This window comes from Mycobacterium sp. DL592 (assembly GCF_011694515.1).
Classification (GTDB): Bacteria; Actinomycetota; Actinomycetes; order Mycobacteriales; family Mycobacteriaceae; genus Mycobacterium.
The window spans coordinates 448,036-463,624 of the sequence record NZ_CP050192.1 but is presented as its reverse complement, the minus strand read 5'-3'; the positions used below and the strand labels follow the sequence as shown (position 1 = coordinate 463,624).

Sequence of the window (15,589 nt, the reverse complement as noted above, 5' to 3'; positions counted from 1 at the left end):
ACCTATCCCACCATCCTGTTACCAATGAGTTTCTGGCGCAGGGCGATTCGCTCCCGCCAGCCTTCGTCGGAGATCTTGTTGTGTTCGTAGTAGGGCAGTTTGCCCGCCACGTCGTCGAGGTCGACCAGCTCCAGGGTGGGACCGTCGGCCGCGGTCAGCTCGCGCGAAACGCGCTGCCAGCGGAACTGCAGGTAGCCCTTGTCGTGGCCGAGTGTCTCGACCCAGTTGGTCACGCCGGGGCTGCGGTCGGATACGACGATACGGATCTTGCCGTCCGGATCAGCCTGCGCCTGAGTGCCGTTGAGCGAGGTCTGGTGATTGATGTAGTCCAGCGAGATGTACCACAGGCTGCCGAGCTGGAACCCGAGGTAGGGCGCATCGGAGACCGGCAGGGTGAGGATCAGCGCCTGGTCTGACGTGATGTCGTAGTGGCCCACCGACGAATACTGGGTGGCCAGCCCGCCGGGGGTGAGCCGCGGGGCCGTCAGCGTATTGACCGGCAGGTTGTCGTAGAACCATTTCGGGAACTGCAGCCAGGTCTTGACGCGCTGAACCAGCTGCTTACCCGCGGTGGCATAACGCTTTTCGATCAGCTCTTTGGTCAGTGGCGGCGGCGCCGTGCCTGCGGTGTCGGTACGGGCGATCGCGAAGCTGCCGCGTTGGGCGGCCCAGTCGTTGTAGACCTCGCGAATCACCAGCTGCGCGTTGGTATCCGGGGTGAATCGCCACTCGAAGGTGCCGTCGGACGCGATGTCGAGCTTGCGGTCGTCGAACGCGGTCTCGCTGTCGGGGACGACTTTGTCGGTGTACTCGCCCCCGAGCAGCTGGAAGCTGACGTCGGTGGTGGTGCCGCGCGTGCCGGTCACGACGTATTCCTTGCCGGCCACCACGCGGGTGCCGAAGTACATGGTGTCGGGATTGTCCAGGCCCATCTTGGTGAACGGGCCGGTGCCGGAGTGCAGGAAGGGATGGTCGCGGTCGTAGTCGAAGGCGACGTGCGTGCAGGCCGCGATGCAGCCGGCCAGATACTGCAGACCCTCGAGGAGGTCGGCTTCGCTCTCGATGAAGTGTGCTTCCGTGACGAGGCGCTCGGCCTCGGCGATGGCCTCCGCCAGCGGTTGGGTATACATCTACTGCCCTCGCGTTTCAATATTCGACCACACCGGTACGTCTGCTGAACCGACAGTAGAACGTGTTCTAATCGGAGTCAACCTGCTTAGCGGTCCATATCTGTAACATAGAGGTACGATTCTGCAATGGTCAACGGTGAGTCGTCCGGGCGCTCCTCTCCCCCGACACAGCGCGTGGTGACGATCCTCGACTTCCTCGCCAAGCACCCGCACGATCAGTTCGGACTGTCGCAGCTGGCCCGCCGGCTCGATCTGTCGAAGCCGACCTGCCTGGGCATCGTCACCACGCTCACCGAAGCCGGCTATCTGGTGCGCGACCCCAAGGACAAGACCTACCGGCTGGGGCCCAGCCTGATCACCCTGGGCCAGATCGCGCAGGAGTCGATGCGGGTCAATCCGGCGGCCCGCGCCGAACTGGGCCGGCTGTCCCGGGCCTTCAACACCACGGCGGCACTGGCCGGCGTGGTCGACGACCGGATCACGCTGCTGGAGCTCGTGGGTCCGCCGGGTTCCGACGTCGGAGTGCGTGTCGGGCAGAGCTATCCGTTCGCCCCGCCTGTCGGCCTGATGTTCGTGCTGTGGGACGACGACGCGATGCGGGCCTGGTTGGCCAAGACACCCACCATTCCGTTGCGCACCGACAGCCGTCGGCTCGAACGCGTCATCGCCGAGTGCCGCACGTCGGGCTATCTCGTCGAGCGGCTCACCCCGGCAGGGCGGCGCCTGTACGCGCTGATGGCCGGCATGTCGAGCACGCTGCCCGACGAATTGCGGGCCCTGCTGGGCGAATTGATCTCCGACATCGGCGAGCGGGTGCACCTGCGCGGGGAGCCCGAGACGTCGGGCCCGCGCCAGCGGCACGACGTGAGCGTCATCTCCGCACCGGTCTACGACCAACACCACCGGCAAGCGATGACGGTATCCCTGCAGATCGGCCGTGCGCTGACCGACACCGAGATCACCAAACACGCGCGGGGTGTGGTCGCCGCCGCCGACGCGCTCACCGCGCAGCTTGGCGGGTCGAAGCCCGCGTGGTGACTTAGCTGTCAGCTGGTGGCCGCGAGTACGAGGGGTAACACCGCGGGCGCGCCGGCCCCTCGGACCACCCGCGCCGCCATCGTCAACGTCCAGCCGGTGTCGGTGAGGTCATCGACCAGCAGCACCGGCCCGCCCGCGGCAGCGATGGCCGACGGGTCCGGCGCCGACCACGATCCCTCCAGCGCAGCGACACGATAGGCGGAGTTGGCCGCCGCGACCGGGCGGCGACCGGCGGCGTAGTGCAGCACACCGAGATCGGTCAGCCTGCCGAGCCGGGCCACCTCGCGCGCCAGCGACGAGATCAGGACCGGATGGGAGTCCGAGTCGAGCGCCAGCACCGCGGTCGGTCGGGTCGACCAGTTCCAGGCGGCGAGCACCTTGACCGCCGCCTGCACCACCTCCGGTGGGACTTCGCCGTCAGGTTCGTCGAGCAGACGTCGCAGACGCGGGCCCCAGCCCAGGTCGGTCAGTCGCCCGATCGCCCGGCCCGGGGCGGGACCGTCACCGATGCGGCCACTGAGGGTGACGCCCAGCTTGCCGAGCCCTGACGGCCACTGTTTGCGTGGGGTGATCTCTATGCCTGGGCGCATCAGCCGCTCTGCGGTCAGCGCTGCGGCACCGTCGTCCACCGCAGCGGTGAACCGGGCGCCGGCACAGTTGTCGCAGCGGCCGCACCGCTCGCCATCGGTGAGGTCGGGGTCGTCGAGTTGCCTGCGCAGGAACGTCATTCGGCATTCGTCGGTGCTCTGGTAGTCGAGCATGGCCTGCTGCTCGCGGCGGCGGGCCTCGTCGAGTTGGCGGTACCGCACCTCGTCGTAGTCCCATGGCTGGCCGGTGCCTACCCACCCGCCTTTGACCCGTCGCACCGCACCGTCGACGTCGAGCACCTTCAACACCATCTCCAGCCGGGTGCGGCCCAGATCCACCAGCGGCTCCAAGGCCGGCGTCGACTGTGGCCGGTCGGGCTCCAGCGCACCAATCACATTGCGCACCATGGCTTCCGAGGGAAATGCCACCGATGCGAAGTATCGCCAGACATCCTGGTCTTCACGCCCCGGCAGCAGCACCACCTCGGCGCTGTCCGTCGAGCGGCCCGCGCGGCCGACCTGCTGGTAGTACGCGATCGGCGAGGACGGCGCACCGAGGTGCACGACGAAGCCGAGATCCGGCTTGTCGAACCCCATCCCGAGCGCCGAGGTGGCGATCAGGGCCTTGACCCGGTTCTCCAGCAGATCCGCCTCGAGCTGTTCGCGCTCAGCGGTTTCCGTGGACCCGGTGTAGGCGGCCACCTCGTGGCCGCGCTCGCGCAGCAGCGCCGCCACGTCGTGCGCCTGGGCGACGGTCAGCGTGTAGACGATCCCGGAACCCGGCAGCGCATCGAGGTGCTCGGCCAGCCACGCTGTGCGCTGTGCACCGCCGCCGGCCTGGACTACCGACAGCCGCAGCGACTCGCGGTCGAGCCCCCCGCGCAGTACAAGCGTGTCCCGGCCGCCGACCCCCAACTGGGCTGCGACGTCGTTGACGACCCGGTCGTTGGCGGTGGCGGTGGTCGCCAAAACCGGTACGTCCGAACCGAGTTCGGCGATCAGCGTCCGGATCCGCCGATAGTCGGGGCGAAAGTCGTGACCCCAGTCCGAGACGCAGTGCGCCTCGTCGACCACCACCAGTCCGGCGTCGGCGGCCAGCGCCGGCAGAACGGTGTCGCGGAACTCCGGGTTGTTCAGGCGTTCCGGACTGACCAGCAGGACGTCGAGCTGACCGCCGTTGACCCGCTGGTGAATGTCATCCCACTCGGTGACGTTGCCGGAGTTTATGGCGGCCGCGCGAACGCCCGCGCGCTGGGCGGCGGCGACCTGGTTGCGCATCAACGCCAGCAGAGGCGAGACGATGACGGTCGCACCATGACCGCGCTCGCGCAGCAGCTTGGCGGCGATGAAGTACACCGCCGACTTGCCCCACCCGGTGCGCTGCACGACGAGCGCCTGGCGGCGCTGCACCACGAGCGCTTCGATGGCCGTCCACTGGTCGTCGTGCAGGACCGCGGCGGGTCCGGCCAACTGTTCGAGGATGGCCTGGGCGTGCTCGCGGGTGGCCGCCGGCTGGGTCATGGGCACCATCGTGCCCTGCGGGCCCGACAGCGCTCTCGACTAGCCCTTGGCCGCGGCTGAAGCAGTCCCCGAGTCGCTGCGCTCCTGCCCGCCGGCCGCCTGCTCGCGCTGGATCTCCAGCGCGATGTCGATCAGCTGATCCTCCTGGCCGCCGATCAGCTTGCGCTGCCCGGCGCGGTGCAGCAGCTGATGGGCGGGAACGCCGTAGCGCTCGGACTGGCGGATGGCGTGCTTGAGGAAGCTCGAGTACACCCCCGAGTAGCCCATGATCAGCGCGTTGCGGTCCAGCAGGCACTCGGCCGGCATCGCGGGGGCGACGACCTCTTCGGCGGCGTCGGCGATCTCGAAGAAGTCGATACCGGTCTTGACGCCGATCTTGTCGAACACCCCGATCAACGCTTCCACCGGAGCATTGCCCGCACCGGCGCCGAACCGGCGGCAGCTGCCGTCGATCTGCTTGGCGCCCGCGCGCACCGCCTCCACCGAGTTGGCCACCCCCAGGCCGAGGTTCTCGTGGCCGTGGAAACCGACCTGGGCATCGTCACCCAGTTCGGCGACCAGAGCCGCCACCCGATCGGCCACGCCTTCGAGCACCAGCGCACCGGCCGAGTCGACCACGTAGACGCACTGGCAGCCGGCGTCGGCCATGATCCGAGCCTGCTTGGCCAGCTTCTCCGGTGAGATGGTGTGGCTCATCATCAGGAACCCGACGGTCTCCAGGCCGAGCTCGCGGGCCAACCCGAAGTGCTGGATCGACACGTCGGCTTCGGTGCAGTGGGTAGCGATCCGGCAGATCGAGCCACCATTGTTCTGCGCTTCCTTGATGTCTTCCTTGGTGCCCACGCCGGGCAGCATCAGGAAGGCGATCTTGGATTCCTTGGCCGTCTCGGCGGCCAGCTTGATCAGCTCCTGCTCCGGGGTCTTCGAGAACCCGTAGTTGAAGCTGGACCCACCCAGCCCGTCGCCGTGGGTCACCTCGATCACCGGCACGCCTGCGGCGTCCAGGGCGGCGACGATGGCGCCGACTTCGTCCTTGGTGAACTGGTGGCGCTTGTGATGGCTGCCGTCCCGCAGAGAGGTGTCCGTCATCCGGACATCCCAGCTGGCGTCGAACCAGACCTGTGCACTCATGCTTGCGCTCCTGTTGCCGATGAAGACAGTGACCCCGCGCCGGCCAACTCTTTGGCGATCTCCTCGCCGACCTTGGTGGCCGCGGCGGTCATGATGTCGAGATTTCCCGCATACGGCGGCAGGTAATCGCCGGCACCCTCGACCTCCACGAACGTGGTCACGAGATGGTTGCCCCCGTTGTAGACGGTCGGCTCGTCGAACTGCGGCTCGTTGAGCAACCGGTACCCGGGCACGTAGGTCTGCACCTCGGCCACGACCTCCTTGATGGAGGCGGTGATGGCGTCATGGTCGGCATCCTCGGGGATCGCGCAGAAGATGGTGTCGCGCATGATCATCGGCGGATCGGCCGGGTTGAGGATGATGATCGCCTTGCCGCGTTTGGCACCGCCGATGACCTCGACGCCGGCGCTGGTCGTCTTGGTGAACTCGTCGATGTTGGCGCGGGTGCCCGGACCGGCCGAGGCCGACGACACCGACGCGACGATCTCGGCATACGGCACATCCACGACGCGGCTCACGGCGTACACCATCGGGATGGTGGCCTGGCCACCGCAGGTGACCATGTTGACGTTGGGTGCGTCCAGGTGCGCGCGCAGGTTGGCCGGCGGGATGACACCGGGGCCGACGGCGGCCGGGGTCAGGTCGATCGCCCGGATGCCGGCCTCGGCGTAGCGCGGCGCGGCGGCCTTGTGCACGTAGGCGCTGGTCGCCTCGAACACCAGATCCGGCTTCTCCGACTGGGCGAGCAGCCAGTCCACGCCTTCATGGCTGGTCTCCAGACCCAGCTTGCGGGCGCGGGCCAGACCCTCGCTTTCCGGGTCGATGCCGATCATCCAGCGCGGCTCGAGCCAGTCCGAGCGCAGCAGCTTGTAGAGCAGGTCGGTGCTGATGTTGCCCGAGCCGACGATGGCGACGGACTTCTTGGCCGTTGCGGCCATATGAACGCTCCTCTTACTCGAATGACAGCCGGACTGAGCCCAGACCGGCGAAGTCGGCGACGAACTGGTCGCCGGGACGGGCGTCGATGGCCCTGGTGCACGACCCCGGCAGCACGATGTCGCCGGCTTTGAGGCGGACGCCAAAACTGTCGACCTTGCGGGCCAGCCAGGCCACGGCGGTGACCGGATTACCGAGAACGGCGTCACTGCGGCCCTCGGCCACCACCTCGCCGTTGCGGGTCAAGACGGCCTGGATAGCTCTGATATCCACGTCCTTGGGCGAGACCCGCTCCTTGCCGAGCACGAAACCTGCCGACGACGCGTTGTCGGCGATGGTGTCGCACAACGCGATCTTCCAGTCCTTGATCCGGGTGTCGATCAGCTCGATGGACGGGGCGAACGCCGCGGTCGCGGCCAGCACGTCGTCCTCGGTGCACCCCGCGCCCGGCAGGTCGTCGGCGAGGATGAACCCGACCTCGACCTCGACGCGCGGGAACAGGAAACGTCCGGCCGGAACCGGGATGTCCTCGAAGACCTCCATGTCGGCGAGGAGATGACCGTAGTCGGGCTCGTCGACGCCCATCATCTTCTGCATCGCCTCCGAGGACAGGCCCACCTTGTGGCCCACCACGCGGGCACCCTCGGCGACCCGCTGACGGATGTTGATGAGCTGGATCTCGTAGGCGTCGACCACGTCGATGCCGGGGTGATTGGCGGTCAGCGGGGTCAGCGGGACACGGCTGCGCTCGGCCTCGGCCAGTTCGGCCGCAAGCTCTTCTCGCGTCGCAACGCTCAGCATTACCCGGAGTCCCCTCGTCGGTGTGACCGGGGCGAACGGCGCCCGGTGCGGCTGATTCTAGTGCTGTCCGACACCCCCTGGTGTAAGCGTTCCGCTGATCGGATAGGTGGGGTCAGTAGCGCCAGGACGGGGCAATTCTATAACGTGTTCTAGTATGACAGCTCAGGAGTTCGACGTCGTCGTCGTCGGTAGCGGCGCCGCGGGTATGGTCGCCGCGCTCACCGCCGCTCACCAGGGACTATCGGCGGTCGTCGTCGAGAAGGCGCCGCACTTCGGTGGATCCACCGCCCGGTCGGGTGGTGGCGTCTGGATTCCCAACAACGAGATCCTCAAGCGCGACGGCGTCACCGACACCAAAGAGGCCGCGCGCACCTATCTGCACACCCTCGTCGGTGACGTGGTCGAACCCGAACGAATCGACACCTATCTCGAGCGCGGGCCGGAGATGCTCTCGTTCGTGCTCAAGCACACGCCGCTGAAGATGTGCTGGGTGCCGGGCTACTCGGACTACTACCCCGAGACTCCCGGCGGGCGCCCCGGCGGCCGCTCGGTCGAACCGAAGCCGTTCGACGCCAAGAAGCTCGGACCCGACGAGAAGTTCCTGGAGCCGGCTTACGGCAAGGTGCCGCTGAACGTCGTTGTGATGCAGCAGGACTACATGCGGCTCAACCAGCTCAAGCGTCACCCCCGCGGTGTGCTGCGCAGCCTGAAGGTGGGCGCGCGCACCGTATGGGCCAACGCCCGGGGCAAGAACCTGGTGGGCATGGGCCGCGCACTGATCGCGCCGCTGCGCATCGGTCTGCGTGAGGCCGGGGTGCCGGTGCTGCTGAATACCGCGCTCACCGACCTCTACGTGGAGGACGGCGTGGTGCGCGGTGTGTACGTCCGCGACACCACCGGGCCGGAAGCGGCTGACCCGCAACTGATCCGGGCCCGTCGCGGCGTGATCCTCGGTTCGGGCGGCTTCGAGCACAACGAGCAGATGCGCATCAAGTACCAGCGTGCACCGATCACCACCGAGTGGACGGTCGGGGCGGTGGCCAACACCGGCGACGGCATCGTGGCCGCCGAAAAGCTCGGTGCAGCACTGGAATTGATGGAGGACGCGTGGTGGGGACCGACGGTGCCGCTGGTCGGAGCGCCGTGGTTCGCGCTGTCCGAGCGCAACTCCCCCGGCTCGATCATCGTCAACATGTCGGGTAAGCGATTCATGAACGAGTCGATGCCGTACGTCGAGGCCTGCCACCACATGTACGGCGGCCAGTACGGCCAGGGCAACGGCCCGGGCGAGAACATCCCGGCCTGGCTGGTCTTCGACCAGCAGTACCGCGACCGGTACATCTTCGCCGGATTGCAGCCCGGACAGCGCATTCCGAAGAAGTGGATGGAATCCGGTGTGATCGTCAAGGCCGACAGCCTGGCCGAGCTCGCGGAGAAGACCGGACTTCCCGCCGATTCGTTCGCGGCGACGGTCGAGCGGTTCAACGGGTTCGCCCGCACCGGTGTCGACGAGGACTTCCGTCGTGGCGAGAGTGCCTACGACAAGTACTACGGCGATCCCACCAACAAGCCCAACCCGAACCTGGGCGAGATCAAGCACGGACCGTTCTACGCGGCGAAGCTGGTGCCCGGTGATCTCGGCACCAAGGGCGGAGTCCGCACCGACGTCAACGGCCGCGCCCTGCGCGACGACGGCTCGGTCATCGAAGGCCTGTACGCGGCCGGTAATGTCAGCTCGCCGGTGATGGGTCACACCTATCCCGGCCCGGGTGGCACCATCGGCCCCGCGATGACCTTCGGCTACCTGGCCGCACTCGACATAGCCGGGAAGGGCTGACATGCCAATCGATCTCGACGTGGCGCTCGGCGCCGAGCTGGACCCCATCGAGTTCTCCTGGACGAGCAGCGACGTGCAGCTCTACCACCTCGGCCTGGGTGCGGGTTCCGACCCGATGGACCCGCGCGAGCTGCGTTATCTGACCGACCGCACCCCGCAGGTGCTGCCGACGTTCAGCAGTGTGGCGGCAAGCTTCCACATGACCGAGGCGCCGAAGGTGAAGTTCCCCGGGATCGACATCGAGCTGAGCAAGGTGCTGCACGCCAGCGAGTCCGTCACCGTGGCGGCGCCGATTCCGCCGAGCGGCACCGGGCGGTCGGTGCAGAAGTTCACCGAGATCTGGGACAAGGGCAAGGCAGCGGTCATCGTCAGCGAGATGACGGTGACCGATCCCGCGGGCAACCTGCTGTGGACCACCAAGCGGTCGATCTTCGCTCGCGGCGAGGGCGGTTTCGGCGGTGAGCGCGGCCCGTCGACCTCGGTGGCTGCACCGGATCGCGCACCGGACTACGAGATCTCGATCCCGGTGTCACCGCAGCAGGCGCTGCTCTACCGGATGTGCGGCGACCGTAATCCGCTACACTCCGATCCCGAATTCGCTGCTGCCGCAGGCTTTCCGCGACCGATCCTGCACGGGCTGTGCACCTACGGCATGACCTGCAAGGCGCTGGTCGACACACTAGTCGACGGCGACGCCACCCAGGTGAAGACCTACGGGGCGCGCTTCGCCGGTGTGGTGTTCCCGGGCGAGACCATCAAGGCCAGCATCTGGAAAGAGGACGGCCGCTTCGTCGGTGTGGTCACCGTTCCGTCTCGCGATGACGCCGTGGCGCTTTCCGACGTTGAGTTCGTCCCGGCCTAGTCCCCTTCCCGTCGACAGTAACCTGATGGCGGAAAATCAGGCTCGAGACCGCCGGGAGGTTGCTGTCGGCGAGCCAGTGCAAGTTCTGCCCAACGGATGATGCTGCCGTCGGTGTCCTCGGCGGTGATGCGGATGACGATCCAGCCGAGTCCGATGAGTGTGTCGTGACGGCGGATGTCCTTGTTGAACTGCCGACGATCAGTCCGATGGTGGTCACCTTCATATTCGAAGGCGATCTTGAGGTGCTCGTAGCCCATGTCCACCTCGGCGATGAGGACGCCGTACTCGTTGTACACCCGGATCTGGGTTTCTGGTCGCGGTAAGCCTGCTCGAATGATCAACAGGCGCAATGCCGTTTCTCGGGGTGACTCGGCACCCGGATCCACGAGCTGCAGACTGGCGCGAGCTTGCGTGATGCCACGCCGGCCGCGATAGCGCTGCGCGAGCAGCTCGACGTCAGCGACTTTGAGCCGAGTGGCGCGAGCCAGCGCGTCGACGGCCGGTATCGCGGTGTCGGGCGGATACCAGCACAGCAGGTCCAGTGCCGTGCGCTCAGGTGTGGTGACTGGCATGCCTGCCCTCTGGCAGACCTCGTCGGGCTCCAGGTACACGCCGCGGGCGATCACGCCGCGAGTTCGCTTGTGGTTGGTGTCGTTGATCTCGGCGGGTCGAGCACGACTGATCCACTTCGCCCCGTGAAGGGCAGATGCCGAGAAGCCGACGAGGACGCCACGCCGGCGAGACCGAAGCCAACAAGCTCTCGCACGTATCCACGGTGTCAGCTCCGTGCCGACCGGGATGTAGACGTCTTGATGAACGGCGACGAACTTCGTACGCAATTGATGTTGGGTCAACCGGCCAGCCACCAGCGCCTCACTGCCGAGGAATGGTCCTTCCATGCCGGGAGTGTGCCGCGGCGGTCCGACAACCCGACGACAGTAACCTGACGGCGGAAAATCAGGCTCGAGACCGCCGTGAGGTTACTGTGGGCGAGAAGAAGGGTCCCGGGCTCAGCCGAGGATGAGCCCCGAGGTCGGTACGCCGGTGCCGGCGGTGACGAGCACATGCTCGACGTCAGGTACCTGGTTCACCGACGTCCCGCGAAGCTGACGCACACCCTCGGCGATGCCGTTCATCCCGTGGATGTAGGCCTCGCCCAGCTGTCCGCCGTGGGTGTTGATCGGCAGCCGGCCGCCGATCTCGATCGCGCCGTCGGCGATGAAGTCCTTGGCCTCACCCCAGCCGCAGAACCCCAACTCCTCCAACTGAATCAGCGTGAACGGCGTGAAGTGGTCATAGAGGATCGCGGTCTGGATGTCGGTCGGCTTCAGCCCGGACTGCGACCACAGCTGCTTGCCGACCAGACCCATCTCCGGCAGCCCGTCCAGTTCGGGACGGTAGTAGCTCACCATCGAGTACTGGTTGGGGCTGGAGCCCTGCGCGGCAGCCTCGATGACGGCCGGCCGGTGCTTGAGATCCTTGGCCCGCTCTGCTGACACAACCACGATGGCCACGCCGCCGTCGGTCTCCTGGCAGCAGTCCAGCAGCCGCAGCGGCTCGGCGATCCACCGCGAGTTCTGGTGATCCTCGATGGTGATCGGCTTGCCGTAGAAGTACGCCTTTGGATTGTTGGCCGCATGCTTGCGGTCGGCCACCGAAATAGCGCCGAAGTCACGGCTGGTGGCACCCGAGAGGTGCATGTACCGCTTGGCGATCATCGCCACCTGCGCGGCTGGCGTCGAAAGCCCGTGCGGGTAGGAGAACGAGTTGTCCACGCTGGTGGAGTCCGCGCCCTGGATCAGCCGCAGCTGCACCTGGCCGAACCGCATACCCGAGCGCTCGTTGAAAGCACGGTATGCCACAACACAATCCGCGACACCGGTCGCCACCGCGATCGCGGCCTGCTGGACCGTCGCGCACGCCGCGCCGCCACCGTGGTGGATCTTGGAGAAGAACTTCAGATCCCCGATACCGGTCGCACGCGCAACGGCCACCTCGGTGTTGGTGTCCATCGTGAACGTCACCATGCCGTCGACGTCAGCGGGAGTCAGGCCGGCATCGTCAAGAGCGGCGGTTACCGCCTCTGCCGCCAACCGCAGCTCGCTGCGTCCGGAGTCCTTGGAGAAGTCCGTGGCACCGATACCTGCGATGGCTGCTTTTCCCGAGAGCTCACCGGGCATCAGGCGTTTCCTCCGATGGTCAACGTCGAGGTCGCGATCACATGGTCTCCGAGACTATTGCTGCCAACAACTTTCACCGTGATCACACCGTCCTCGACAGCGGTCACCTCACCTCTGAAGGTCACCGTGTCATAGGCGTACCACGGCACTCCCAGACGCAACCCGATCGTCTTGATCACCGCGTTGGGACCCGCCCAGTCGGTGACGTAACGCTGCACCAGACCGGTGTCGGTGAGGATGTTGACGAAGATGTCCTTGGATCCCTTGGCCTGCGCCTTGTCCCGGTCGTGGTGCACGTCCTGGTAGTCGCGCGTCGCGATGGCGGTCGAGACGATGAACGTCGGATCGCCGTAGAGGGCGAGTTCGGGCAGCTTGGTGCCCACCTCGACAGTCGGTGCACTCATGCTTGCGGCTCCCACGCGTACAGGGTCCAGGCCGGCCCGTCTTCACCGGCCGGAAAGTCGATATAGGTTGCCTGGACCGGCATTCCGATCTCCACGGTCGCCGGGTCGACGCCACGCAGCTCGCCGAGCATCCGCACGCCTTCGTCGAGTTCGACGAGCGCGATGACGAACGGCAGCGTTCGGCCGGGCACCTTCGGCGCATGGTGTACGACGAAACTGAACACCGTGCCTTTGCCGCTGGCGACCACGTACTCGATGGGCAGCTCTTTGTCCTGCCACAACGCCGGGACCGGCGGGTGCTGCAGCGTTCCGTCGGGCCGCTTCTGCAGCCGCAGCTCGTGAGCATTGACGCCGTCCCAGAAGAACTGGGTGTCCCGCGACGGCGCGGGCCGCATCATGAATGCCGGATCCAAGTCGTCCGGAACCGAAGAAACTGCCTCCACCTTATCCGCGGGCTTGAATTTCATGATGCGCCACATCATTTCGGCGACGTCTTCGTCACCGACCGACCAGGTGATCTTCTGGGTGATGAAGAAGCCTTCACCCAGCGCGGTCTGCTTGGGACCGATGACATCGGTCAGTTCTGCACTGACGCTGACATCCTCACCGGGCCGTAGGTAGCGGTGGTAGGTCTGCTCGCAGTTCGTGGCGACCACGCCGATGTAGCCGGCCGCGTCGAACAAGGTGATGATCTTGCCCAACGGGTCGTCGTCGGGGCGGACACCGCCGAGCCCCATCATCGTCCACACCTGGATCATCGCCGGGGGCGCGACAATGCCGGGATGGCCGGCTTCCTTGGCCGCAGCCTCATCGATATAGATCGGGTTCTGGTCGCCGATCGCGTCCAGCCAGTGGTCGATCATCGGCTGGTTCACCGCATGACGGCCGGTGCGCGGCTTGCTCTTTCCCTCGGACTTGACCTTCTCCGCGGCCGCCCGGATATCGTCGACCGCACTCATAGTTGTCCGTTCTTCGCGCGAGCGCTCATCACCGCGGAACCCTCGGCACCTTCAGGCCCGACGCCGCGACCTGTTCACGCATCACCTCGTTGACACCACCACCGAACGTGATGACGAGGTTGCGCTTGGTCTGCGAGTCCAGCCAGTCCAGCAGCTCCGCGGTCTGCGGCTCAGCCGGGTTGCCGTACTTGCCGACGATCTCCTCGGCCAACCGCCCGATCCGCTGGATGCGCTCGGTCGAAAAGACCTTGGTGGCAGCGGCATCGGCGATGTCGATGGTCTCACCGGAGGCCGCGACCTGCCAGTTGAGCAGCTCGTTGATCCGCCAGATCGCCTTGATCTCACCGAGCAGACGGCGTACGTCGTCATTGTCCAGCGGAGTCACACCATTACCGCCGGGCTTGGAGGCCCACTCGTGCACCCGGTCGTATATACCGGCAATCCTGCCCGCCGGCCCGAGCATCACGCGTTCGTGGTTGAGCTGAGTGGTGATCAGTCGCCACCCGGCGTTCTCCTCGCCGACCAGCATCTCGGCCGGGACGCGGACGTCGTTGTAGTAGGTGGCGTTGGTGTGATGCGCACCGTCGGACAGGATGATCGGCGTCCAGGAGTAGCCAGGGTCGGTGGTGTCGACGATCAGGATCGAAATTCCCTTGTGCTTCACCGCATCCGGGTCGGTACGGCAGGCCAGCCACACGTAGTCGGCGTCATGGCCGCCGGTGGTCCAGATCTTCTGCCCGTTGACGATGTACTCGTCGCCCTGGCGCACCGCTGAGGTGCGCAGCGAGGCGAGGTCGGTACCGGCCTCAGGCTCGGAGTACCCGATCGCGAAGTGGACCTCACCGGCCAGGATCGCAGGCAGGAACTTCTTCTTCTGCAACTCGGTGCCGTACACCTGCAGCGTGGGGCCGACGGTCTGCAGCGTCACCGCCGGAAGTGGGACGTCGGCGCGCGCCGCCTCGTTGACGAAGATCGACTGCTCGACCGGCCCGAAGCCGTGGCCGCCGAACTCCTTTGGCCAGCCGACGCCGAGCTTGCCGTCGGAGCCCATCCGCTTGATGATCGCCCGGTAGGCCTTGCCGTGCCGGTCGATCTCCATCTCCGCGCGTTCCTCAGGCGAGATGAGATTGGCGAAATACTGCCGCATCTCGGCCTGCAAGTGCCGCTGCTCGGGGGTCAGTTCGATGAACATTGCGCTCCCACAAGGTCGAGTCGATAAGAGGGGCCACCCAGCAACCGGGTGAGGTCCTTGATCGTGGAGTAATACCGGTGCATCGGGTAGGTGATGTCCATACCCATGCCGCCGTGCAGGTGATGACAGGTCTGCATCGCCGGCGGGGCTTGCGAGGTCAGCCAGTAGCCGAGCACGTCGATGTCGTCGTCGGCGTCGCGCCCTTCGGCGAGCCGCCAGATCACCGAGTTGGCCGCCAAAGCCAGTGTGCGCGAGGCGATGTACACCTCGGCCAGCTGTGCAGCCACGGTCTGGAAGGTGGACAGCGGCCTGCCGAACTGTTCCCGGTTGGCCACATAGCCCGCCGTCAGAGTCAGCGCGCCGGCCACCAGTCCCGCGGCGAACGCGCCGATGGCCGCCGACGCCAACTGGTTGACCCGGTGCGGGGTTGCGCCGTCGAGCACATCGTCGGGCTCGACGGCGACATCTGTGAAGGTGACGGCGTACTCGTCACCACCGGTGGAGGCAGGAGTCTTGGTGAGCTGCACACCCTCGGCGTTCGGCGAGACCACCACCACCGCGGTGTCGGCCGTGACGATCAGCCAGTCGGCCTGTTCGGCGTACGGCACAACGACCTTGGTGCCGTTGAGCTTTCCACCGGCCACGGTGGTCGCCGGGCGATCAGGAAGCGACGCGCCGGGCTCGTTGAGTGCGGCCGACAGGATCGCGCCCTTGGCCACACCGGCGAGGAACCGGTCCTGCTGGGCATCGGAGGCGAGATCGAGCAGCGGAAGCAGGCCGAGACCCAACGTCGCCAACGCCGGCGAGACGGTCCCGTGGCGGCCGATCTCGGTGAGCGCCGTCGTGATCTCGGGCAGGCCGACGCCGTCTCCCCCGAGTCGCTCGGGAACGCCCAGTGCCGTGACACCGCCCGAAACCAAGGCGTCCCAACTGTTGTCGCGGTCCAGGACCGAGGTCACCACATCGGCGACAGCCTGCTGTTCCGGGTCCGGAGTGAAATCCACCCGAATC

The 15,589-nt window shown here is 66.7% G+C and carries 14 protein-coding genes; 3 read left to right on the top strand and 11 right to left on the bottom strand.

Annotated elements, in window-relative coordinates; all coding sequences use genetic code 11:
- Positions 1–2 precede the first annotated feature (2 nt).
- Positions 3–1,130 carry a hypothetical protein gene (locus tag HBE64_RS02225; protein ID WP_167097374.1) on the bottom strand — a complete coding sequence of 376 codons (1,128 nt, stop codon included), beginning with the start codon at positions 1,128–1,130 and terminating at the stop codon, positions 3–5.
- A gap of 126 nt (positions 1,131–1,256) precedes the next feature.
- On the opposite strand from HBE64_RS02225, the gene HBE64_RS02220 reads away from it, so the two are divergent.
- Positions 1,257–2,168: an IclR family transcriptional regulator gene (locus HBE64_RS02220; RefSeq protein ID WP_167097372.1), complete on the top strand. Its 912-nt coding sequence runs from the start codon at positions 1,257–1,259 to the stop codon at positions 2,166–2,168.
- An 8-nt stretch (positions 2,169–2,176) separates the two neighbouring features.
- Here the strand turns inward: HBE64_RS02220 and HBE64_RS02215 are convergent, their stop codons facing one another.
- The 4 genes from HBE64_RS02215 to HBE64_RS02200 are packed head-to-tail and all read right to left on the bottom strand — an operon-like array spanning position 2,177 to position 7,144.
- Positions 2,177–4,276, bottom strand: a complete 2,100-nt coding sequence (locus HBE64_RS02215; RefSeq protein WP_167097370.1) for a RecQ family ATP-dependent DNA helicase — start codon at positions 4,274–4,276, stop codon at positions 2,177–2,179.
- Positions 4,277–4,315: 39 nt separating this feature from the next.
- Entirely contained in the window at positions 4,316–5,407 is a 1,092-nt protein-coding gene (dmpG, locus tag HBE64_RS02210; protein ID WP_167097368.1) for a 4-hydroxy-2-oxovalerate aldolase, read from the bottom strand.
- A complete protein-coding gene (locus HBE64_RS02205; protein ID WP_167097366.1) occupies positions 5,404–6,345 on the bottom strand; it encodes an acetaldehyde dehydrogenase (acetylating) in 942 nt (313 codons plus the stop codon). The genes dmpG and HBE64_RS02205 overlap by 4 nt, the downstream gene beginning before the upstream one ends.
- A 13-nt stretch (positions 6,346–6,358) precedes the next feature.
- Positions 6,359–7,144, bottom strand: a complete 786-nt coding sequence (locus HBE64_RS02200; RefSeq protein ID WP_167097364.1) for a 2-keto-4-pentenoate hydratase — start codon at positions 7,142–7,144, stop codon at positions 6,359–6,361.
- A 154-nt stretch (positions 7,145–7,298) separates the two neighbouring features.
- Between HBE64_RS02200 and kstD the strand changes: the two genes are divergently transcribed.
- Positions 7,299–8,981 carry a 3-oxosteroid 1-dehydrogenase gene (gene kstD / locus HBE64_RS02195; RefSeq protein WP_167097362.1) on the top strand — a complete coding sequence of 561 codons (1,683 nt, stop codon included), beginning with the start codon at positions 7,299–7,301 and terminating at the stop codon, positions 8,979–8,981.
- Position 8,982: 1 nt separating this feature from the next.
- Positions 8,983–9,843, top strand: a complete 861-nt coding sequence (locus HBE64_RS02190; protein WP_167097360.1) for a MaoC family dehydratase — start codon at positions 8,983–8,985, stop codon at positions 9,841–9,843.
- Here the strand turns inward: HBE64_RS02190 and HBE64_RS02185 are convergent.
- From HBE64_RS02185 to HBE64_RS02160, 6 genes are all read right to left on the bottom strand, one after another.
- Positions 9,840–10,742 carry a hypothetical protein gene (locus tag HBE64_RS02185; protein ID WP_167097358.1) on the bottom strand — a complete coding sequence of 301 codons (903 nt, stop codon included), beginning with the start codon at positions 10,740–10,742 and terminating at the stop codon, positions 9,840–9,842. The two genes, HBE64_RS02190 and HBE64_RS02185, sit on opposite strands and share 4 nt — an antisense overlap.
- Positions 10,743–10,853: 111 nt before the next feature.
- Positions 10,854–12,023: a lipid-transfer protein gene (locus HBE64_RS02180; RefSeq protein ID WP_167097356.1), complete on the bottom strand. Its 1,170-nt coding sequence runs from the start codon at positions 12,021–12,023 to the stop codon at positions 10,854–10,856.
- On the bottom strand, positions 12,023–12,427 hold the full coding sequence (locus tag HBE64_RS02175; protein ID WP_167097354.1) for a MaoC family dehydratase: 405 nt from the start codon (positions 12,425–12,427) through the stop codon (positions 12,023–12,025). Before HBE64_RS02175 ends, HBE64_RS02180 begins: the two co-directional genes overlap by 1 nt.
- Positions 12,424–13,386, bottom strand: coding sequence for a bifunctional MaoC family dehydratase N-terminal/OB-fold nucleic acid binding domain-containing protein (locus HBE64_RS02170; RefSeq protein ID WP_167097352.1), 963 nt, complete (start codon positions 13,384–13,386; stop codon positions 12,424–12,426). Before HBE64_RS02170 ends, HBE64_RS02175 begins: the two co-directional genes overlap by 4 nt.
- 28 nt (positions 13,387–13,414) lie before the next feature.
- Positions 13,415–14,578 (bottom strand): acyl-CoA dehydrogenase FadE29, encoded by a 1,164-nt coding sequence (gene fadE29 / locus HBE64_RS02165; RefSeq protein WP_167097350.1) that lies wholly within the window; start codon positions 14,576–14,578, stop codon positions 13,415–13,417.
- Positions 14,563–15,582, bottom strand: coding sequence for an acyl-CoA dehydrogenase family protein (locus HBE64_RS02160; RefSeq protein ID WP_167097348.1), 1,020 nt, complete (start codon positions 15,580–15,582; stop codon positions 14,563–14,565). Before HBE64_RS02160 ends, fadE29 begins: the two co-directional genes overlap by 16 nt.
- Between the last annotated feature and the right edge of the window lie 7 nt (positions 15,583–15,589).